20 protein-coding genes are annotated in these 19,476 nt (G+C 73.1%); 8 read left to right on the top strand and 12 right to left on the bottom strand.

From position 1 onward, the window contains the following. The first annotated feature begins 36 nt into the window (after positions 1 to 36). Positions 37 to 216: a hypothetical protein gene (locus tag IE237_RS05365; protein WP_189800587.1), complete on the top strand. Its 180-nt coding sequence runs from the start codon at positions 37 to 39 to the stop codon at positions 214 to 216. Here the strand turns inward: IE237_RS05365 and IE237_RS05360 are convergent. Further along, entirely contained in the window at positions 213 to 1,850 is a 1,638-nt protein-coding gene (locus tag IE237_RS05360) for a DNA repair helicase XPB (RefSeq protein WP_189800586.1), read from the bottom strand. The two genes, IE237_RS05365 and IE237_RS05360, sit on opposite strands and share 4 nt — an antisense overlap. Before the next feature lie 27 nt (positions 1,851 to 1,877). On the opposite strand from IE237_RS05360, the gene IE237_RS05355 reads away from it, so the two are divergent. Further along, the gene (locus IE237_RS05355) at positions 1,878 to 3,518 is read left to right on the top strand and encodes a recombinase family protein (RefSeq protein ID WP_189800585.1); all 1,641 of its coding nucleotides are present in this window, start codon (positions 1,878 to 1,880) and stop codon (positions 3,516 to 3,518) included. 428 nt (positions 3,519 to 3,946) lie between these two features. Further along, positions 3,947 to 4,150: a hypothetical protein gene (locus IE237_RS05350; protein ID WP_189800584.1), complete on the top strand. Its 204-nt coding sequence runs from the start codon at positions 3,947 to 3,949 to the stop codon at positions 4,148 to 4,150. Between the two features lie 60 nt (positions 4,151 to 4,210). On the opposite strand, the gene IE237_RS05345 is transcribed toward IE237_RS05350, so the two are convergent. Both IE237_RS05345 and IE237_RS05340 read right to left on the bottom strand, forming a co-directional pair. Then, positions 4,211 to 4,681: an NUDIX domain-containing protein gene (locus IE237_RS05345; protein ID WP_189800583.1), complete on the bottom strand. Its 471-nt coding sequence runs from the start codon at positions 4,679 to 4,681 to the stop codon at positions 4,211 to 4,213. A 5-nt stretch (positions 4,682 to 4,686) separates the two neighbouring features. Next, positions 4,687 to 5,427, bottom strand: a complete 741-nt coding sequence (locus IE237_RS05340; RefSeq protein WP_189800582.1) for a helix-turn-helix domain-containing protein — start codon at positions 5,425 to 5,427, stop codon at positions 4,687 to 4,689. Positions 5,428 to 5,543: 116 nt separating this feature from the next. On the opposite strand from IE237_RS05340, the gene IE237_RS05335 reads away from it, so the two are divergent. Further along, positions 5,544 to 5,738 carry a hypothetical protein gene (locus tag IE237_RS05335; RefSeq protein ID WP_031132883.1) on the top strand — a complete coding sequence of 65 codons (195 nt, stop codon included), beginning with the start codon at positions 5,544 to 5,546 and terminating at the stop codon, positions 5,736 to 5,738. Positions 5,739 to 6,119: 381 nt separating this feature from the next. Here the strand turns inward: IE237_RS05335 and IE237_RS05330 are convergent, their stop codons facing one another. Then, on the bottom strand, positions 6,120 to 8,699 hold the full coding sequence (locus IE237_RS05330) for a helicase C-terminal domain-containing protein (RefSeq protein ID WP_189800581.1): 2,580 nt from the start codon (positions 8,697 to 8,699) through the stop codon (positions 6,120 to 6,122). A gap of 72 nt (positions 8,700 to 8,771) precedes the next feature. On the opposite strand from IE237_RS05330, the gene IE237_RS05325 reads away from it, so the two are divergent. After that, on the top strand, positions 8,772 to 9,875 hold the full coding sequence (locus IE237_RS05325; protein WP_189800580.1) for a hypothetical protein: 1,104 nt from the start codon (positions 8,772 to 8,774) through the stop codon (positions 9,873 to 9,875). Positions 9,876 to 10,002: 127 nt separating this feature from the next. Here the strand turns inward: IE237_RS05325 and IE237_RS05320 are convergent, their stop codons facing one another. From IE237_RS05320 to IE237_RS05310, 3 genes are read right to left on the bottom strand one after another with little or no spacing between them, the layout of a single operon-like run. Further along, on the bottom strand, positions 10,003 to 10,809 hold the full coding sequence (locus tag IE237_RS05320) for an ABC transporter ATP-binding protein (RefSeq protein WP_189800579.1): 807 nt from the start codon (positions 10,807 to 10,809) through the stop codon (positions 10,003 to 10,005). Beyond that, positions 10,806 to 11,861 carry a FecCD family ABC transporter permease gene (locus IE237_RS05315; protein WP_189800578.1) on the bottom strand — a complete coding sequence of 352 codons (1,056 nt, stop codon included), beginning with the start codon at positions 11,859 to 11,861 and terminating at the stop codon, positions 10,806 to 10,808. The genes IE237_RS05320 and IE237_RS05315 overlap by 4 nt, the downstream gene beginning before the upstream one ends. Then, a complete protein-coding gene (locus IE237_RS05310) occupies positions 11,858 to 12,862 on the bottom strand; it encodes a FecCD family ABC transporter permease (protein WP_189800577.1) in 1,005 nt (334 codons plus the stop codon). The genes IE237_RS05315 and IE237_RS05310 overlap by 4 nt, the downstream gene beginning before the upstream one ends. A gap of 101 nt (positions 12,863 to 12,963) precedes the next feature. Here IE237_RS05310 and IE237_RS05305 point away from each other — a divergent pair, with 101 nt between their 5' ends. Further along, entirely contained in the window at positions 12,964 to 13,587 is a 624-nt protein-coding gene (locus IE237_RS05305) for an HAD family hydrolase (RefSeq protein WP_189800576.1), read from the top strand. 3 nt (positions 13,588 to 13,590) lie between these two features. Here the strand turns inward: IE237_RS05305 and IE237_RS05300 are convergent, their stop codons facing one another. Next, on the bottom strand, positions 13,591 to 13,854 hold the full coding sequence (locus tag IE237_RS05300) for a hypothetical protein (protein WP_189800575.1): 264 nt from the start codon (positions 13,852 to 13,854) through the stop codon (positions 13,591 to 13,593). A 140-nt stretch (positions 13,855 to 13,994) separates the two neighbouring features. On the opposite strand from IE237_RS05300, the gene IE237_RS41480 reads away from it, so the two are divergent. Further along, positions 13,995 to 14,378: a cold-shock protein gene (locus tag IE237_RS41480; protein WP_030694234.1), complete on the top strand. Its 384-nt coding sequence runs from the start codon at positions 13,995 to 13,997 to the stop codon at positions 14,376 to 14,378. Between the two features lie 7 nt (positions 14,379 to 14,385). Here the strand turns inward: IE237_RS41480 and IE237_RS05290 are convergent, their stop codons facing one another. The 4 genes from IE237_RS05290 to IE237_RS05275 all read right to left on the bottom strand — a co-directional run bounded on the left by IE237_RS05290 (position 14,386) and on the right by IE237_RS05275 (position 18,032). Next, on the bottom strand, positions 14,386 to 15,240 hold the full coding sequence (locus IE237_RS05290; RefSeq protein WP_189800574.1) for a 1,4-dihydroxy-6-naphtoate synthase: 855 nt from the start codon (positions 15,238 to 15,240) through the stop codon (positions 14,386 to 14,388). Next, the gene (gene mqnB / locus IE237_RS05285) at positions 15,237 to 16,067 is read right to left on the bottom strand and encodes a futalosine hydrolase (protein ID WP_189800573.1); all 831 of its coding nucleotides are present in this window, start codon (positions 16,065 to 16,067) and stop codon (positions 15,237 to 15,239) included. The genes IE237_RS05290 and mqnB overlap by 4 nt, the downstream gene beginning before the upstream one ends. A gap of 7 nt (positions 16,068 to 16,074) precedes the next feature. Beyond that, complete coding sequence (locus IE237_RS05280; protein WP_189800572.1) at positions 16,075 to 16,554, bottom strand: DUF2771 domain-containing protein; 480 nt, start codon at positions 16,552 to 16,554, stop codon at positions 16,075 to 16,077. Between the two features lie 95 nt (positions 16,555 to 16,649). After that, positions 16,650 to 18,032 carry an MFS transporter gene (locus tag IE237_RS05275; protein WP_229842262.1) on the bottom strand — a complete coding sequence of 461 codons (1,383 nt, stop codon included), beginning with the start codon at positions 18,030 to 18,032 and terminating at the stop codon, positions 16,650 to 16,652. A 412-nt stretch (positions 18,033 to 18,444) separates the two neighbouring features. Between IE237_RS05275 and IE237_RS05270 the strand changes: the two genes are divergently transcribed. Continuing rightward, positions 18,445 to 19,374 (top strand): DUF3027 domain-containing protein, encoded by a 930-nt coding sequence (locus tag IE237_RS05270; protein WP_189800570.1) that lies wholly within the window; start codon positions 18,445 to 18,447, stop codon positions 19,372 to 19,374. Positions 19,375 to 19,476: the final 102 nt, after the last annotated feature.

Genomic DNA, 19,476 nt, shown 5'->3' with positions numbered 1-19,476 from the left:
GATGTATCCGCAATGTCCGGATTCCATCATGGAGGCATGGCAGCGACGACCTTCACCCTCGTGACCACCGTCCCCCGCCCCCACCGCCTCGCCACCGCCGTCCGCGCGATACGCGCCTTCGGCGGCGCGGCGGCCGCGGTAGCCCTTCTGGGCGACTACGGCCCGGCCGAGGCGGGGATCAAGGACCCCCGACCCCGCCCGGCGCGCACCGACTAGGGCGCCAGCAGCTCGTCCGCGTCCACGATCCGGTACGCGTACCCCTGCTCCGCCAGGAACCGCTGCCGGTGCGCCGCGAAGTCCTGGTCGATCGTGTCCCGCGCGACCACCGAGTAGAAGTGCGCCTTGTGCCCGTCCGCCTTCGGCCGCAGCACCCGGCCCAGGCGCTGTGCCTCCTCCTGCCGGGACCCGAAGGTGCCCGACACCTGGATCGCGACGGTCGCCTCCGGCAGGTCGATCGAGAAGTTCGCGACCTTCGACACCACGAGCACGTTGATCTCGCCGTTGCGGAACGCGTCGAAGAGCTTCTCCCGCTGCGCGTTCGACGTCTCGCCCTTGATCACCGGGGCGTCGAGGTGCTCGCCCAGCTCGTCCAGCTGGTCGATGTACTGCCCGATGACGAGGATCTGCTGACCCTCGAACCTCTTCACCAGGGCTTCCGTCACCTTCCGCTTCGTCGCGGTCGTCGCGCAGAAGCGGTACTTCTCCTCCGCCTCGGCCGTCGCGTACGCGAGCCGCTCCGAGTCGGTCAGGTTCACCCGCACCTCGACGCAGTCGGCGGGCGCGATGTACCCCTGCGCCTCGATCTCCTTCCACGGCGCGTCGAACCGCTTCGGCCCGATCAGCGAGAACACGTCGGACTCCCGCCCGTCCTCCCGCACGAGGGTCGCGGTCAGCCCGAGCCGGCGGCGGGCCTGGAGGTCGGCCGTGAACTTGAAGACCGGCGCCGGCAGCAGGTGCACCTCGTCGTAGACGATGAGGCCCCAGTCCCGGGAGTCGAAGAGCTCCAGGTGCGGGTAGATGCCCTTCCGCTTGGTCGTGAGCACCTGGTACGTGGCGATCGTGACCGGCCGGATCTCCTTGCGGGTGCCGCTGTACTCGCCGATCTCGTCCTCGGTCAGCGAGGTCCGCTTCACCAGCTCGTGCTTCCACTGCCGGGCGGACACGGTGTTCGTCACGAGGATCAGCGTGGTCGCCTTCGCCTGGGCCATCGCCCCGGCCCCGACCAGCGTCTTGCCCGCGCCGCAGGGCAGCACGACGACACCGGAGCCGCCGTGCCAGAAGCCGTCGACGGCCTGCTTCTGGTACGGGCGCAGGCTCCAGCCGTCCTCGGCCAGGTCGATCCGGTGCGCCTCCCCGTCCACGTACCCGGCGAGGTCCTCGGCCGGCCAGCCCAGCTTCAGCAGCGTCTGCTTGATCTGCCCGCGCTCGGAGGGGTGCACGACCACGGTGTCCGCGTCGATCCGCTCGCCGACCAGCGGCTGCACCTTCTTCGACCGGAGGATCTCCTCCAGGACGGGCCGGTCGGTCGTGGTCAGCACGAGCCCGTGCGTGGGGTGCTTGGAGAGCGTGAGCCGCCCGTACCGGGCCATGGTCTCGGCGATGTCGACGAGCAGCGCGTGCGGCACGGGGTACCGCGAGTACTCGACGAGCGCGTCGACGACCTGCTCGGCGTCGTGCCCGGCGGCCCGCGCGTTCCACAGACCCAGCGGCGTCACCCGGTAGGTGTGGATGTGCTCCGGCGCCCGCTCCAGCTCGGCGAACGGCGCGATGGCCCGACGGCAGGCCTCGGCGAGCTCGTGGTCGACCTCCAGGAGCAGCGTCTTGTCGCTCTGGACGATCAGGCAGGACACACATACCTCCAGGGATAGGATCGCGTTGTGACAGACACCACATCTGCGCCTGCCACGGCAAGGGCCATGCCCCGTGCCCGTCGCCCGAAGGGCGTCCCGGCCAACGCGTCGGGAATGCGCGCGGCCATCTATGTCCGCCTTTCGCGGGAAACAGAAAACTCTACCTCGCCCGAGCGTCAGCGCGCGGCCTGTGAGGCTCTGTGCGCGGCCCGTGGCTGGCAGGTCATAGCCGTGGAAGAGGACATCGACGTCTCGGGCTACTCGCGCGGACTGGACCGTCCCGGGCTTCAGCGGATCCTGGCCCGTCTCGCCGAGTTCGACGTGATCGTGTTCTTCAAGATCGACCGCTTGGCCCGCTCCACGGTGGACTTCGCCGAGATCATGAAGGTGACGCAGGCGGAGGGCGTGGCTCTGGCATCCGCCAGTGAGCCGCTGGACCTCACCTCTTCCATGGGGCGTGCCATGGCCAAGGTGATCGCGGTCTTCGCCGAGCTGGAGTCCGACACCATCGGTATGCGTGTCTCCAGCGCCCATGAGCACCTGCGACGGGAGGGCCGTTATACGGGCGGCAGGGTGCCGTACGGGTACCGGGTGGCCCCGAACCCCAACGGTGCGGGGAAGGTCCTGGAGGTCAACCCCGAGGAAGCGAAGACGATTCACGAGATCGTGGAACGCGTCCTCAACAAGGACTCGCTGCTCAAGATCGCAGTGGACCTCACGGAGTCCGACAAGCCGTCGCCCGGCCACTCGTCGCGGCAGACCACAGGCAAGCGAAGCGACTCCAAGCGGTGGTATCCGTCCACCTTGCGGAGCCTTCTCGGCAACCCCCAGTTGCTGGGGCAGGTGATCGAGGACGGCAAGCCGATCCTGATGACGGACGGCCTGCCGCTGGTCAACCGCACGCCGATCCTGGACATGGACACCTGGCAGGCGTTGCAGGACGAGCTGAGCCGGCGAGCCAATCCGGGCGACCGGCGACGCGAGGGAACGGCGCTGCTGCGGGGGATCGTCTACTGCGCGGTGTGCCACAACCGCATGTACACGTACGTCGCCAAGGGGCGCATCCGCTATCGGTGCATCGGCCGGCTGAAGGCCCGGCAGGCAGGCGCGGAGCTGACTTGCTACGGCGTGAGCATCGCCGGTGAGGGCATGGAACAGCACGTCACGGCGCTGTTCCTGGAGAAGTTCGGCGCCTTCCCCGTGGTGCGCATGGTGGAGCACGTGGGCGAGGACTTCCGCCCGCAGATCCGGCAGGCCAGGGAAGCGCTGGAGGACCTGGAGAAGGACCGGTACGACCGTGGCCTGTTCAAGGGTGAGGAGGGTGCCACGAGGTACGCGGCTCAGTACGCCAAGCTGGAGGAACGCTTGGCTTCGCTGAACGAGAAGCAGCGCACCGCGAAGCCTGCGGGCGTGGAGGCGGTTCCGACCGGCCGGACTCACGCACAGCTCTGGAAGGACGCGGACACGGCGGGCAAGCGCGATCTGCTGCTGAACGCGGGGGCGTACGTCGAGGTCGGCATGTCCCGCAAGGGCGGCCCGAGACTGGACACTTCCCGCCTCGCGGTCTACTTCGGCGAGGACGGCGAGATCCGCCGGGCGGACGCCGACTGCAAGAACGTCGAAGCGGTCGTACAGCGCGCAGCGGCTCAGACGCTTGAGCTGTTCTGAGCTCTCCTGGCGACTGTTCGCGGCCCGTTGCTGGGGAAGCCCTGGCGGCGGGTCGTCCGCGCTCCCAGGGGGTGCCGCCGGTTTGCTGCTCTCTCAGCGGCAGGGTGATGACGGAATGACGGTTCTCCCTACTTTTTGATTGCACATAGAAAAATAAGAGAAAACAGACCAAGGGCTCGATCCGTCATTGCGCCATCGCAGCCCTGCGCCGCTGAGGGTGAGCCACGCACGCTGCGCTTGTGGGAGTGGGCGGTCGGAAGCCAGAGCCGCATCCGTTTGCGTGCGAGGGGGTGGGCGGTGGCCCCCTTCAACCCTTGACCAGCGCGTGTGGGAGCGGAAACTCTCGCGTGGCTGATCAGTGGGTTTCCGTGGTCAGTTATCCCCTGCCCCGGGGGTTGGCCATCCGTGCCGGGTAGGGTCACGGCACCGTGGAGCATCTGCCCGAGAGTCTGGACCGCGACATCCTGGAGCAAAGGATCATCTCTGCGCTCATGGCGATCCGCGAAGCATTGGACTGCACGCTTCATGAAGCGATCGACATCTTCGCGCAGCGATACGAGGAGCTTCGTCGTGATCGTCCGGACGACTTCACTCTGAGGCGGGAGGACTACGGCCAGGGCTTCTACTCCTGATGAACTGCTGGCCGGTGCATGTAGCCGGCTGGGGGAGTGACGCCACCGCGACCGGTGGCCCTATCCCAGGTACGGGGCGGCGCGGTGCTCCAGGAAGTGCCGGATGCGCAGGCGTTGCGTGTGGTGCATGGGAAGCGAGTCGAGTGCTTCGGGCGCCACGAAGCGGAGGTCCGTGCTCTCGTCGGAGATGGCCAGGGTGCCGCCGACGACCCGGGCGGTGAAGCAGACGTTGAACTGCCGGCGTACCTCTCCGTCGCTGTACGCGATGACATGGCGGGGGTCGGTGTACGTGCCGACGAGTCCCGTGATCTCGACATCCAGACCGGTCTCCTCCTGGACCTCTCGCACGGCCGTGCCGGGGAGGGAATCGTCCATGTCCATGGCTCCGCCCGGCAGCGCCCACAAGTCGTTGTCCCGGCGCCGCTGGAGGAGTACGCGGCCGTCCTCATCGGTGACGACGGCAGAGGCTGCCACGACCAGGCTGTTCGGCCGGGGGGCGTTGGGATCGTCGTAGTACTCGGTTCGGGCCACGGTGCTCAGCCTTCCACGGGGCGGGCCGTTTCCCATACGGCGTCGAAGCTCCCCGCGTAGGTGTCGAACATGCCCCCGTCGCCGTGGCGCCGGAGGTGCCACACGGGCGCGCCGTAGGCGTTGACGCCCCACACGTGTGCGTTGACCAGCATCTGGTCGTCGGCGCGGTACAGGCTGTTGTAGAGGGTCGTTCCATGGGTGCGCAGCTCGATTCCCGGTACGTCCGCGAGAGGCCGGTAATGCAGGAGCGCGAGTCGGCAGCGGGACTCGATGCCGTGGCCGAACTTCTCTTCTCGTCCGCGCTGCTGGACGTTGCGGTCGTCGGCGTCACCCACCGCGATGCGGACCGCGCATCCGTCGTCGGCCCGTTCGCGCAGGAGGTCATTGAGGCGGGGGTACGCCTCGTGCAGGAAGACGGCCGCGTACACCAGCACGTCGATCCGCTGCCGCGCCTGGGAGAGGAGATCGACGAAGACCGACACGGGAAGATCCGCCCGCTGTCCGTACAGAGCGACGAGTTCGGGGCTGACAGCACGTGCGGCACGCGCCTGCCGGAGTGCCGGCCACAGGGCATGCACGTCTTCCCCGAGCGCTTCCGCTGCCGCCAGTGCCGTTGCCCGGCGCGGAGTACGCCCGAGATTGACCCACCGTTCCACGGACTTGGGGCCGACGCCTGTGACGCCAGCCAAGGCCGCATGTGTCCAGCCACCTGCCTCCATGACGGTTCGAAGTCGCTCGTTGGACATGCTGCGCCCCCTCGGATTTCGGACGTTCCTAGGGACGTTCTACACGTGGTAGGACGTCCCAAAGTGGGAAACGTACGAGGTTCCTCCGTCCTGACGACCGGCGCGACCATCGCGCCATGAGTGAGCCCACGCGATACAGCGCTACGCCTGTCGAACTGCCGTTGAACCTGGATCGGGAGCCGGACCCTGTCGACGGGTGCGCGGGATGCATCGAGCTGGCCAACGTGCGCTCCCGCGCCCGTGCCGGGGGCGACATGGCCACGGTGTCCGACTGCAACGTCTTCATGCGGCGGCACCCGGAGGGGCACTGATGGTCACCGCAGCGGACATCGGGCGACGTGTGGAAGACGGCGCGGGACGGGTCGGCATCCTGCGTGACGTGATTCCGGACTACGAGGACCCCGCCGGCCTGCCGAGCGAGCGCCGGAAGCGCCCTACAGCGTTCCTCTGGCCTGAGGGCGGGGGCCGTGAGTGGCTGGTCCCGCCCGAGAGCGTGAAGCGCGCTTAGCGCGCTCTTTTCCAGGTGGGCCTATCCGCTACCTGGCCCAACGTGCTAGGTATGTGCATCCAGCTTGATCGCATGGACGATGAGTGGCCCATTCACGTGCGATCGGTCCTTCCCGGGCCGCTCCGACGACGGCCAATCCTCCAGTCTGCCTGATGCGGGGCCGGACCGGACCGGGCCCGCAGCGCTAGATCTGCTCGTCGGCCAGCTCCGCGACGCCCGTGATGCGGTGCAGGGGGTACGTGCGGACCTCGTCGGCCGTGTGGTCGTAGCCCGTCACGAAACCGCCCTCGACGCGGACCGGGGCGATGACGCGCTGGCTCGCCGCCCCCTCCGCGTTGACGTAGCCGATCCAGACGGCCGAGCCGGTCATGGCGGCGGCCTGGACGGTGGCCAGCGTCTCGGCCGCCGACGTGCGGGGGAGACCGCCCGCCGACTCCACGGCGGCCGCGGGCTCCTTCCGTACCGCCGTCGCCGCCCGGTCGCCCGCCCGGATCGCCTTCACCGCCGCGCCGAGCAGCGTGGTGTCCGGGGCGGGCGGCCCGTCGGGGACGGGCACCGGGGCCGTACGGGCCGGGGTGCGGTACGCGTCGGCGCGGGTGACCAGGACGTCGCCCTCGGCGGACTCGGCGGCCGGGGCGTACCCCATCGACCGCAGCCCTTCGAGCAGCGACGCCGGGTCCGCCTGCGCCGCGAGCACCGTCGGCGCGAGGCGCCGCAGGCCGAGCGCGGCGGAGCGCCGGTCCGCCAGGATCTCCCCGAGGACGGTGTCGTCGTCGCAGCGCACGTACGCGGAGGCCGCCCCGATCCGCAGGTGGCCGTGCTTCCTGGCCACGTCGTCGATCAGGTACGCGAGCGGCTGCGGCACGGGCGTGCGGGAGTGCGCGCCGAGGAAGTCGTGCAGGTCGGAGGCGGACCGCCCGGAGTCGAGCGCACGCCGCACGGAACCGGGCGTGAACCGGTAGACCGTCGCGCCACCCTTCGATTCCACGTCCGCCAGGACCGCCAGCGCGTCGGCGAGCGGCCGCCGCAGCGGCCCGGGCGCGACGGCCGTCAGGTCGGCCTGGAGCAGGACGTGGTCGACGGCCTCGGGGAGCAGCGGCGCGAGCAGGGTCGCCGCCCGCCCGGCGGCCACCGACAGCTCGACCCGGCCCCCGTGGTCGGCGGGCGTCGCGGCCTCCGCCAGCGGCAGGTTGAGCAGCGCCCGGGCGGGACCCGCGAGCGCGCCCCTGCCGGTGAGCCCGAGCAGCTCCGCCTCCGCGAGCGTCCAGCGCGCGAGCCGGGACCGCAGGTCACCGGGGACCTCGGGGCCGGGGGTCTCGTCGGTTCCGGCCGCGGGCTGGGGCGGGCGCGGCGGGCCCGCCTGCGCGGCGCCCCGCAGCGGCCGCTCCCAGCGCAGCCGCGCGAACAGCGTCTCGGGGTCGGCCGCGGCGCCCGGCGGGAGCGTCGCGAGGAGCTCCAGGACCCGGTGGCGGACCTCCGGCGCGGAGGCGCGGTCCAGATCCGGGCCGAGTGCGGCGAGCGTGCGGCCCTTCGCGTCCGCACCGCCCACCAGGCCGGACGTCCGGGTCGCCATGAGCCAGGGCGCGACGAGCCGGGCCCAGCGCTCGGCGGCCGGCAGATCGAGCCAGTCGTCGTACGCGGGCGTCGGCGCGTACCGCTCGTCGGCCTCGCCGTCCGAGGCGAGCAGCCCCGCCCCGAAGCACAGCTCCAGCCAGAACGCGGCGAGCTGCTCCGTCACGTCCAGGGTCGCCGCGGTCCGCTTGAGGTCCCGTACGGACATCCCGCCGGCCCGCAGGACCTGCGGGCCGCCCTGGTCCCAGGACTTCAGCAGCTCCTCGACGGTCGCGAGCGTCGCGTACGCCTGCCCGGCGGCGGCGCTGTCCACAACCTGGGGACGGTAGTCGCGCGCCACGGCGAGCACCGGCGCCACCGGCTCCGGCGACCGGTGCGCCCGCCCGCCGCGCAGGTGCAGGGCCACCTCCCGGGGCAGCACCATCGTCCGCGCCGACACCGGGAGCAGCAGACCCCGGTCGCGCAGCCAGCGCACCGGGGGCGCCGGGTTCGCCGTCACCTCGCCGTACGGCGGGCCCCACACCAGCCGGTCCAGGACGGAGAGGGCCTCGGGGGACGCCTCGTCGAGGAGCGCGCCCATCCGCTCCCGGTCGGTGAACAGCCCGGTGAGGACGGCCACCGCCGACACCGGATCGTGCGTCGCGGTGAGACCCGCCGTCGCGATGATCTCCTGCACCCGCCCCGGAGACATCCCCGCGGTCGCCTCGGCCACCGTCGGCCCGAGCCCGGTCGGCGAAGGGTGCTGCGCCGAGGGCGCGAGCAGTTCCCGCGCGGTCCGCACGAGCCGCAGCCGGTCGTCCTCGCCCCACACCAGGGCCTGCTCGCGCAGCAGCGCCACCGCGCCCGGCAGCGCCGCCTCGATCTCCGGATCGCCCTCGTCGCCGGTGAGCAGCGCCAGGAGCAAGGGGTACGGGGCGGGGTCGGGGGCGACGGCGAGCGCCTCGGCCGTCTGGAGGGCGAACCGGTCGAGCCGCTCCAGGGCCCGCACCACCGACCCCCGCGTGCCGGCGCGGGTCGCCAGCTGCGTCAGGTCGTTCGGTACGGGGCTCAGCAGATCGGGCCGGGCGCGCAGCAGCGCGGAGAGCCCCTCGTCGCCCCGCGCGCGGAGCGCCTCCGCGAGCGTGCGGGGCGCCGCACCGGCGCCAGTTGCTTCGGGCACGTGCGCCTCCCGGTCGAGCTCACCGATCCCCATCCGGACCACGTTAGCCGCTGTCCAGGCGCTAACGTCGGGCCGTACCGGGCGAACCGGCCGTGGAGGGGCACCGTGGGGATCGAGAGCGACCAGTTGGTCTACGACTATCTGAGCCGGGTCGGCGATCTGGCACAGCAGCGGCAACTGCCGGCGAGCGACCGGATGAAGCTGGTGTCCGGGCTGCGGAACGAGATCGACCGCCGGCGCGCCACGCACGGCGAGGAGAGCCCGGCCACGGTCCGCGGCATCCTCGGCGCCCTCGGCACCCCGGACGAGGTCGTGGACCGCGCGGGCCCCTCGGGCGGGCCCGCTGCCGCACCCGTGCCGGAGCCCCGCACGGGGGACGGCGGGGGCCCGGGCCGTACCCGCGGCCTCCGCCGTACCCGCGAGGCGGCCTCCGGCGGTCCCGGAAACCCGCGTCCGGCTTCCGGCGCGTCGCGCCCCGCCGTCCCCGCCCAGGACGACCGGGGCCCCGACGGCCGGGCCCGGGGCGGCCGGGGCGCGGCCGGCTCCGGCCCCGGCGGCGCGGGCCCCGCCGGGGCCGAGAAGGACGCCCCCGCCGCCGACCGCACGGCGGACTGGTGGCGGACGGACGCCGACGACCCCTCCGACGAGGACGGGTTCTTCGGCTTCGTCGGTGGCATCGAGCGCCCCGACCTCTTCGCGCGGCCCGCCCCCGAGGAGGACGAGGAGGCCGCGGACGAGGAGCCCGCACCGGGGAAGGTCCGCCGGCTCGCCCGGGTCCTCCGGCTCCGCAGGGCCCCGGCCCCCGTGGAGGAACCGGCCCCCGCGGAGGAACCGGCCCCCGTGGAGGAGGAGGCGGCCCCGTCCCGCGCCCGCCTCGCGAACCCCTTCGTCCTGCTGGCCGCGCTGCTCCTGGTGGGCGGCGCCGTCTTCGGCTCGCTGGTCGCCCTCGCGGCGGGCTGGCTCCTCGCCTACGCCTCCCGCCGGCTGACCCCGGGCGAGGTCAGGGGAGCCGTCCTCGTGATCCCCGGCCTCAGCGCCGCGACCGGCATCGTCTGGCTGTGGGGCCGGGTCGAGGGCCGCTGGGGCGAGGCGGTGGCCCCGGGCGGCGAGGCGATGGGCGCGGCGGTCTCCGAGACCTGGCCGTGGGTCCTCCGGGGCGCGGCGATCGCCTCGGCCCTGTTCCTGCTCTGGCGCTCGCGCAGACACTGAGCCCTGCCTCCGGCGCTCGCGCAGACACTGAGCCCTGCCTTCGGCGCTCGCGCGTGCCCTGAGCCCTGCCTCCGGCGCTCGCGCAGACCTGAGCCTTACCTCCGGCGCTCGCGCGGGCCCTGCGCCCCTACGAGCGCACGGGCTCCTCGGCCCCCCACGGCGCCCCCGGCACCACGAGCGGCGACCCGGTCACGGGGTCCGGGACGACGACCGACGAGAGCCCGAAGACGTCCCGCACGAGCTCCGCCGTGACGATCTCCTCCGGCGGGCCCTCGGCGACGACCCGCCCCGCCTTCATGGCCACGAGGTGGTCGGCGTACCGGGCGGCCTGGTTCAGGTCGTGGAGGACGAGGACCACGGTCCGGCCGCGCAGCCGGTTGAGGCGGCGGACCAGGTCGAGGACCTCCACCTGGTGGGAGATGTCCAGATAGGTGGTGGGCTCGTCGAGGAGGAGCAGGTCGGTCTCCTGGGCGAGGGCCATCGCGATCCACACCCGCTGCCGCTGGCCGCCCGAGAGCGCGTCGACGGACCGGTCGGCGAGCGCGGCGACGTCCGTGCGTTCCATGGCGTCGGTGACGGCCCGCTCGTCCTCCTCGGACCACTGCTTCCACCAGGCCTGGTGCGGCTGGCGGCCCCGGGAGACCAGGTCGGCGACGGTGATGGCCTCGGGCGCGACGGGGGTCTGCGGCAGCAGGCCGATCGAGCGGGCGATCCGCTTGGTCGGCAGCTTCGCCAGCTCTTCGCCGTCGAGGAGGACGGCGCCGCCCGCCGGCCTGAGGAGCCGGCCGAGCGCCCGGAGGGTGGTGGACTTGCCGCAGGCGTTGGGGCCGACGATCACGGTCACCCTGCCGTCGGGGATCGCGAGGTCGAGCTCCTCGACGACGGTGCGGTCCTCGTAGGCGAGCGTCAGCTCGCGGGCCTGCAGTCTGCTCACGTCTTGCCTCCAACGGCTCGGCTCCGGACGATGAGCCAGATCAGATACGGGGCGCCGACCGCCGCCGTGAGGACACCCACCGGCAGTTCGACGGGGGAGAAGAGCCGCCGGCCGAGCAGGTCGGCGACGACCACGATCACCGCGCCCGTGAGCGCGGAGCAGAGCAGCGGGATCTGCGCCGTCCGGGTCATGCGGCGGGCGATCTGCGGGGCGAGCAGGGCCACGAAGTCGACCGGTCCCGCGACGCCGGTCGCCACCGAGGCGAGGACGACGCCGACGGCGACGAGCCCGAGCCGGACCGCGCCGAGCCGGACGCCGAGCGCGGTCGCCGTGTCGTCGTCGAGGGAGACGGTCCGCTGGGCGCGGGCCGCCCACAGCACGGCCGGCAGCAGCAGGAGCAGCGTCCAGCGGATCGGCGCGGACTCGTCCCAGCCGCGCCCGTTGAGGGAGCCGGTCATCCAGATCTGGGCCTGCTGGGCGACGAGGTAGTCGCCCTTCGTCATGAAGAGCGTGATGAGGGACCGCAGCGCGATCGCGATGCCGATGCCGATGAGGACGAAGCGGGTCGCGTGCAGCCCGCCGCGCCAGGCGAAGGCGTAGACGAGGGCGGCGGCGAGGATGCCGCCGGCGATGGAGACGTACGGCAGGACGGTGTACGAGGTGAGGCCGAAGGTCATCGCGGCGACGGTGACGGCCCCGGCGCCCTGGCTGATGCCGATGATGTCGGGGCTGGCGAGCGGGTTGCGGGCGACGGTCTGGATGAGGCCGCCCGCGATGCCGAAGGCGGCGCCGACGGCGAGGGCGACGACGAGCCGCGGCTCGCGCAGCTCCTCGACGACGAACGCGGACGGCGACGGCTCCCCGAGGAGGATCCGTAGGACCTCGCCGGGCGCGACGGACTTCTCCCCGACGCAGAGGTACGCGACGCAGGCCGCGGCCAGGAGCAGCAGCAGGCCGCCGGCGACGAGGGCCGAGCGGCGGTGGACGAGGAAGGATCCCCGTCCGGCGCGCACGAGCCCGTGTCCGGCGGGCCGGACGTTCACGGTGGTCACGCCGGCACCGCCTTCCGCCGGACCAGGGTGACGAGGAACGGCACACCGATGAGTGCGGTCATCACCCCGGCCGGGATCTCGCCCGGCGGGAAGACGATCCGCCCGGCGACATCGGCGACGAGCAGCATCACCGGGCCGGTGATCGCGGCCATCGGCAGCACCCAGCGGTGGTCGGATCCGACGACGGCACGGGCGATGTGGGGGACGGCGAGGCCGACGAAGGCGACGGGCCCGGCGGCGGCGACGGCCGCGCCGGTGAGGACGGTCGCGCCGAGCCCGCCCACGATCCGCACGGCCGCGACGCTCTGCCCGAGCCCCTTGGCGACGTCCTCGCCGAGCGCGAGCGCGTCCAGTCCGCGGGCCACGGAGAGGACGAGGACCGCGCCGAGCAGCAGGAAGGGCCAGATCTGGCCCACGATCTCGGTGTCGCGTCCGTCGAGGGAGCCGATCTGCCAGAACCGGAACTCGTCGAGCGCCGAGGCCCTGGTCGTGAGGACGCCGGTGGTGACGGAGAGCAGCAGCGCGTTGATCGCGGCCCCGCCGAGCGCCAGTTTCACGGGGGTGGCCCCGCCGCGCCCGGCGGCGGCGATCGCGTAGACGGCGACGGAGGCGAGGGCGGCGCCGGCGAAGGCGAACCACACGTAGCCGCTCAGCTCGTGCACGCCGAGGAAGGCGATGGCGAGGACGACGGCGACCGACGAGCCCTGGCTGATGCCGAGGATGCCGGGGTCGGCGATCGGGTTGCGGGTGATGCCCTGGAGGGCGGTGCCGACGAGCCCGAGGGCGGCGCCGACCATCAGCCCGATGAGGGTCCGGGGGACGCGGAGCTCCCGGACGACCTCGGCGTCGTCGCCCGTCGCGCCGTGCAGCAGGGCGTCGAGGACGGTGGAGGGCGCGATGGGGCGGGCGCCCACGGCGAGGCTGAGGAGGACGGCGAGGAGCAGGGCGACGAGAGCCGCCGAGGTCGCGAGGACCCGTCTGGTACGGAAAGCGGCTGGCATCGGGACCCATCGGGGGAGTACGGGTTTGGTTAGGCTCACCTGAGTGTAGCCAGCACCCATATTCGAACACCTGGGCCGGAGGTCCCCCGACAATGGGTCCCATGACAACCACGCCCGCGCACGCGCCCACCGTCGGCTTCGACCTCGATCTGACCCTGCTCGACACCCGCCCGGGCATCAGGGCGGCCTTCGTCGCCTTCTCCGCCGAGACGGGCGTCCCCATCGACGCCGACCTCGTCGTGAGCCGCCTCGGGCCGCCCCTGGAGCAGGAGATCGCGCACTGGTTCCCGGCCGAGCACGTCACGGAGATGACCGCCCGCTACCGGGCGCTCTATCCCACGTACGCGATCGAGCCCACCGTCCCGATGCCGGGCGCCCGGGACGCGATCGAGGCCGTGCGCGAGGCGGGCGGCAGCACGATCGTCGTCACCGCGAAGAACGGCCCCCACGCCGAGCTGCACCTCGCCCACCTCGGCATCGAGCCCGACGCGGTCGCGGGCGGCCTGTGGGCCGAGGGCAAGGCGGAGGCGCTGCGCGCGCACGGCGCCGGGGTGTACGTCGGGGACCATGTCGGAGACGTCCGGGGCGCCGCCGCGGCGGGCGCCCTCTCGGTGGCCGTCGCGACCGGCCCCTGCCCCGCCGAGGAGCTGCGGGCGGCCGGCGCGGACGTGGTCCTGGCGGACCTGACGGACTTCCGCGCCTGGTGGGAGGGGTACCTGGCCTGAGCCTCAGGCCGTTTGGCCGGAACGGGCCTGCCGCCGCTGGGCCGCGACCGAGCGCAGCACCCCGGCGGTGGCGAGGAGGAATCCGACCCCCATCAGCATCGACACGAGGTACGCCACGGTGGGGAACGGGTCCGTCCCGAGGAACAGCGGGGCCACGGTGACCAGCGTCGCGACCGCGCCGACCGCGAACACGATCACACCGGCCTTGACGAGTCCGTCACCCGGGGCACTGTCGTCCACCGGCACGGCGGGGGTTTCACTACGCATCCGGCCAGGGTAGTTCCCAGGCCGGAGGAACACATCGGCGACGTCTTGTCACCGGCCTCCTGCCCATTAGCCTGGTGCCGGCGGGTCGGTCGACCCGCTGTTTGCCATCCCCATCGACGAGGACGAGGACGAGGACAGACGTGCCTACCGGCAAGGTCAAATGGTTCAACAGCGAGAAGGGCTTCGGCTTTCTCTCCCGTGACGACGGCGGCGACGTCTTCGTCCACTCGTCGGTGCTCCCTGCCGGAGTCGACGCACTGAAGCCTGGTCAGCGGGTGGAGTTCGGGGTCGTCGCCGGTCAGCGCGGCGACCAGGCGCTGTCCGTCACGATCCTCGACCCGACCCCGTCCGTCGCCGCGGCGCAGCGCCGCAAGCCCGACGAACTGGCGTCCATCGTGCAGGACCTGACGACGCTCCTGGAGAACATCACGCCGATGCTGGAGCGCGGCCGCTACCCGGAGAAGGCGGCCGGCAAGAAGATCGCCGGCCTGCTCCGCGCGGTCGCCGACCAGCTCGACGTGTAGGCCCCGCCTACGGGAACCGCAGCGCGTCCGGGCCGAGGGGCGGTACGAGCCCCTCGGCCGCGGCGCGCGTGAGCAGCCCGCGGACCGCCGCGTAGCCGTGCTCGCCGAGGTCGGCCGTGAACTCGTTCACGTAGAGGCCGATGTGCTGGTCGGCCACCTTCGGGTCCATCTCCTGGGCGTGCTCCAGGACGTACGGCCGGGAGGCCGCCGGATCGTCCCAGGCCATCCGCACCGAGGCGCGGGCGGACTCGGCGAGCAGCTCCAGCGTCTCGGCCCCCAGCGAGCGGCGGGCGACGATCGCGCCCAGCGGGATCGGGAGACCGGTCGTGGACTCCCAGTGCTCGCCCATGTCGGCGAGGCAGTGCAGCCCGTAGTTCCCGTACGTGAAGCGGGCCTCGTGGATGACGAGCCCCGCGTCGACCTTGCCGTCCCGCACGGCGGGCATGATCTCGTGGAACGGCATCACGACGACCTCTCCGACGCCGCCGGGGACCTTCTCCGCCGCCCACAGCCGGAACAGCAGGTACGCCGTCGAGCGCTCGCTCGGCACGGCGACCGTCTTCCCCGCCAGGTCCGCGCCGGTCGCGGCGTCGCGGGTGAGGACAAGCGGCCCGCAGCCCCGGCCCAGGGCGCCGCCGCAGGGCAGCAGGGCGTACTCGTCGAGGATCCACGGCAGCACCGCGTACGACACCTTCAGGACGTCGTGGGTGTCGGTGCCGCTCTCCGCCCAGCCGTTGGTGACGTCGATGTCCGCGAAGGTCACGTCGAGCCGGGGCGCGCCCGGGACCCGGCCGTGCGCCCAGGCGTCGAAGACGAAGGTGTCGTTCGGGCAGGGCGAGTAGGCGATCTTCAGCTTGGTCACGACGGCTCCCACGGCTCCACGAGGACGGTTCGGCTCAGCAGCTCGAAGGTGTGCCGGAGGGCGCCCAGGGCCTCGCCGATGCGCCAGGCGGCGCGGTCGCGGGGGCCGACGGCGTTCGACACGGCCCGGATCTCGACGACGGGCACGCCGTGCGCGGCGGCGGCCTCGGCGACGCCGAAGCCCTCCATCGCCTCGGCGGCGGCCGTCGGGTGGCGCTCCGCGAGCTCGGCGGCGCGCCGGGCGGTGCCCGTGACGGTGGAGACGGTGAGGACGGGCGCGAGGGCGTACGGCGGTGCGGTGGTGCCCGGGGTGGTGGTGTCCGGGCTCCCGGTGTCCGGCGCGGCGGTGTCCGGGCTCCCGGCGTCCGGGCCCGCGGTGTCCCGGCTCCCGGCGGTCAGCGCGGTGGTGATCCGGTCGGTCAGTGCCTCGGGCACGTGGTGGACCGACCGCCCGAAGCCGAGCTCCTCGACGGCGAGGTACCCGTCCGGGGTCTCGGCCCCGAGATCGGCGGCGACGATCGCCGAGGACACCACGACGGAGCCGACCGGCGCCGCCGGAAGGAACCCGCCGGCGATCCCGGCGGAGACGACGAGGCCGTAACGGCCCCGGTCCCCGGTCAGCGCCTCGTGCGCGAGCGCCGTCCCGGTCGCGGCGGCGACGGCCGCGGGGCCGACCCCGCCGACCAGGACGTCGACGCGGTCCCGGTGACGGCGCAGCGTGAGACCGCCCGGCAGCGGGAGGAGCCCGGGGTCGCCGAGGCCGAGGCCCGCGGAGACGGAGTCCGCCTCCGCCGCCACGGCCGTCACGATCAGGATCCGGTGGACCACCGGCGGATCAGGAGTCCTTCTTCAGCTGGAAGTGCCAGACGCCGGTCAGCTTCTTGCCGGTGTTCTCGACGATGGTCACCTGGGTCTTGTCGGTGGCCTCGCCGGTCTGGCTGGAGAAGAAGGCGCTGGCCGGGATGGTCCGGTACGTCTTCTTGTACGGCTCGGGCTCGGCCTGCTGGCCGCCGAGGAAGATCGTCCAGCCGTTGTCCGCGATCTCCGGGTCCACCCCGAAGCGGATCTTGTCGTCCGCGGAGACCGTGATGGTCTTCTCGGCCTTCTTGTTGAGGCACTGCTGGATCTGCGACTCCTTGATGGCGTCGCCGTCGTTGTAGCAGGCGGCCTCGGTGTGCACCGAGTCCGTCCCGACCGTCAGGGTCGCGAGCGGAGTCGGCTTGTCGCAGGCGGAGAGGACGAGGAGGCCGGCGGAGACGGCCCCGAGGGCGACGGCGGCCCGGCGGCGCGAGCCGGAGAAGAACGCAACGGTCATGAGCCGAAGGCTATCGGGCCGCCGCGCCCGCGCCACGCGGGGGTACGGCGTGCCGCCACGGCGTACCGGTTCGCACGGAGTGTCCCCGCCCCCGGCTAGGCCACCTTCGTCCTCGGGCGGCCGCCCTTCGGGCCCGGGCGGCTGCGGGCCGCCGACAGGAGGCCACGGACCGCGAGGAGCCAGCCCAGGGCCAGGATCCCGGCGGCGACCGACATGCCGAGGGTGCCGTTCAGGGGCAGGGCGATGCCGATCCCGCCGCCCACCACCCACGCCATCTGCAGCGCCGTCTCGGAGCGGGCGAACGCCGAGGTCCGCACCAGTTCCGGCACGTCCCGCTGGATCAGCGCGTCCAGGGACAGCTTCGACAGGGCCTGGGTGAGCCCCGCGACCGCGCCGAGGACGGCGACCATCAGACCGCCGAAGAAGACCGCCGTGCAGATGGCCGTACCGAGCACCACGGTGATCATCGTGGCGATGATCACCTCGGGCCCGTGGCCCCGGTCCCGCAGCAGCGAGCCGGCCGCCGTGCCGCAGGCGTTCCCCACGCCCGCCGCCACGCCCACGATCCCCAGGGAGACGGCCGCGCTCTGCCCGGACAGCGGATGCTCACGCAGCAGGAAGGCCAGGAAGAAGATCAGGAAACCGGACAGCATGCGCTGCGAGGCGTTCGCCTCCAGACCGTGCAGCACCGACGGGCCGACCGTCCGCAGGCTCGGCTTCTTCTCGCCGTGGGTCAGCAGGTGCGCCCGCCGCTCCCCCTTCGCCGAGTCCACCTTGGGCGGCATCCGCAGCGCCCAGAACGCGCCGAGCAGGAACAGCGCGCACGCCCCGTACAGCGGATAGCTCGGCCCGACCATCTGGAGCCCCGCCCCGATGGGCGCGGCGATGCCGGTCGCGAGCAGCCCGGCCAGGGTCACCCGCGAGTTCGCCTTCACCAGGGAGAAGTTCGGTGGGAGGAGGCGGGGCACGACGGCGCTGCGCACCACCCCGTACGCCTTCGAGGCCACGAGCACGCCGAGCGCCGCCGGGTACAGCTCCAGGCCGCCCGTCGCCACGGCCCCCGACATCATGATCGCGAGGACCGCGCGGGTCAGCATCGCGCCCGCCATCGCCGCGCGCCGCCCGTGCGGGATCCGGTCCAGGAGCGGACCGATCACGGGGGCGAGGAGCGTGAAGGGAGCCATCGTGACGGCGAGGTAGAGCGCGACCCGGCCGCGGGCCTCGTCGGTCGGCACGGAGAAGAAGACGGTGGAGGCGAGGGCGACGGTGATCATGACGTCCCCGGCGCCGTTCACGGCGTGGAGCTCGATCAGCTTCCCGAGCCCCGACTCGCCCGCGCCGTGCGCGTGGGTGGCCTTCCGGATGCCCTTCGCGGTCCCGGTGAACGGCAGGTGCAGGGCGCGCCCGACCTTCCGGCCCGCTCGGCGGAGCGGCCCGGCGGGATCATGCGATCGTACGGGGGACCGTGCGGCTGCCACTCCGTCATAGTGCCCCACGGGCGCGCCCGACGAACCGTGGCACGACGGTGGACCCCGACGCGGGGTCCCGGAACGGGCCACTTCGGGGGCGCGGACGGGCCCGGCGGAGGGCCCGCCGCCGGTCGGTCCGGTCCCGCCGGGCGTCCGCGATCCGGGCCACTTGGGACGGGCAGGTGGGCGGAGGCCCGCGAACGGGGTAGCGTGCGTAGCGCGTCACCGGCGGAAGCTCTCGGCCGCGCGCCTCTTCGGCATCCCGCAGAATGGATGGCGTTAGGTGTGCCCGAGACGCGCGAGACAAGTCGGGTGCGGACGTCGATGCGGCCCTCTGGTCCGCTCCGCCCGCCGCCCGTGGCTTCGCTCCCGCCCCTCGGCCGGCGCACCCGTGAGACGGCGTAGGAGAGAAGCGAGACCTGTGAGTGCTGCGACGACGCGAAGCGGTACCCCGCGTACCCCGCGAGCCACGCGTACCCCCGACCGCCTGTGCGCGGAGGCCGTAGACCTCGCGCGGGAGGCCGCCGAGGAGGCGGCCGCGCCCGGCATCGTCGGCGCGCACGTCGAGGCGGTCGCGGAGGGCGACCGCGTCGTCACGCACTACTTCGAGTCCAAGGAGCCGGGCTACCGGGGCTGGCGCTGGGCGGTGACCGTCACCCGGGCCTCGCGTGCCAAGAACGTCACGCTCGACGAAACCGTCCTGCTGCCCGGCGGCGACGCCCTCCTCGCCCCCGAGTGGGTGCCGTGGAGCGAGCGGCTGCGGCCCGGCGACATGGGCCCCGGCGACCTCCTGCCCACGGAGCAGGACGACCTGCGCCTGGAGCCCGGCTACTCGGGCGAGGACGCGCCGCCGCCGAACTCCGCCGTCTCGGAGGAGATGGAGGAGCACCTCGACGAGGAGGACGCCGAGCTCACCTCGCGCACCCCGTCCCGCGGCGCCATCGCGGCGGTCGCCGAGGAACTCGGCATGCGCCGGGCCCGGGTCCTCTCCCGGTACGGACTGCACGTGGCGGCGGACCGCTGGGACGAGGCGTTCGGCGCGAAGACCCCGATGGCACAGGCGGCGCCCGCCTCCTGCGAGTCCTGCGCCTTCCTGGTGCCGCTGGCCGGCTCCCTGAAGCAGGCGTTCGGCCTCTGCGCCAACGAGTTCTCCCCGGCGGACGGCCGGGTCGTCTCCCTCGCGTACGGCTGCGGCGGGCACTCGGAGGCCGCCGTCATGCCGAAGCCCCCGCGCCCGGCCCCGCCGGTCCTGGACTCCATGGCGGCGGACGAGTTCCCCCTCCGCCCGGCGAAGGACTCCGGCTCCACGACGGAACCCGACGCGGCCTCCGAGGACCTGGGCCACTCCTGAGGGGGTGTGGCCACGCCACCCCGCGGAGCCCCGCGTGGGTGGCCGAATGACTCCGCACGCCCCTGGGACCGCACGTGCCCCGGCCGTCCGGGGGTCCCGGGG

This window comes from Streptomyces tanashiensis, assembly GCF_014648895.1.
Classification (GTDB): domain Bacteria; phylum Actinomycetota; class Actinomycetes; order Streptomycetales; family Streptomycetaceae; genus Streptomyces; species Streptomyces tanashiensis.
This window is presented reverse-complemented; position numbering and strand designations above follow the sequence as displayed.

Coding starts and splice junctions, on each gene's coding strand:
- IE237_RS05310 (WP_189800577.1), bottom strand. CDS start 12,862: ATGCCAGCCGCTTTCCGTACCAGACGGGTCCTCGCGACCTCGGCGGCT.
- IE237_RS05340 (WP_189800582.1), bottom strand. CDS start 5,427: ATGTCCAACGAGCGACTTCGAACCGTCATGGAGGCAGGTGGCTGGACA.
- IE237_RS05280 (WP_189800572.1), bottom strand. CDS start 16,554: ATGACCGTTGCGTTCTTCTCCGGCTCGCGCCGCCGGGCCGCCGTCGCC.
- IE237_RS05335 (WP_031132883.1), top strand. CDS start 5,544: ATGAGTGAGCCCACGCGATACAGCGCTACGCCTGTCGAACTGCCGTTG.
- IE237_RS05365 (WP_189800587.1), top strand. CDS start 37: ATGGCAGCGACGACCTTCACCCTCGTGACCACCGTCCCCCGCCCCCAC.
- IE237_RS05305 (WP_189800576.1), top strand. CDS start 12,964: ATGACAACCACGCCCGCGCACGCGCCCACCGTCGGCTTCGACCTCGAT.
- IE237_RS05300 (WP_189800575.1), bottom strand. CDS start 13,854: ATGCGTAGTGAAACCCCCGCCGTGCCGGTGGACGACAGTGCCCCGGGT.
- IE237_RS05330 (WP_189800581.1), bottom strand. CDS start 8,699: ATGGGGATCGGTGAGCTCGACCGGGAGGCGCACGTGCCCGAAGCAACT.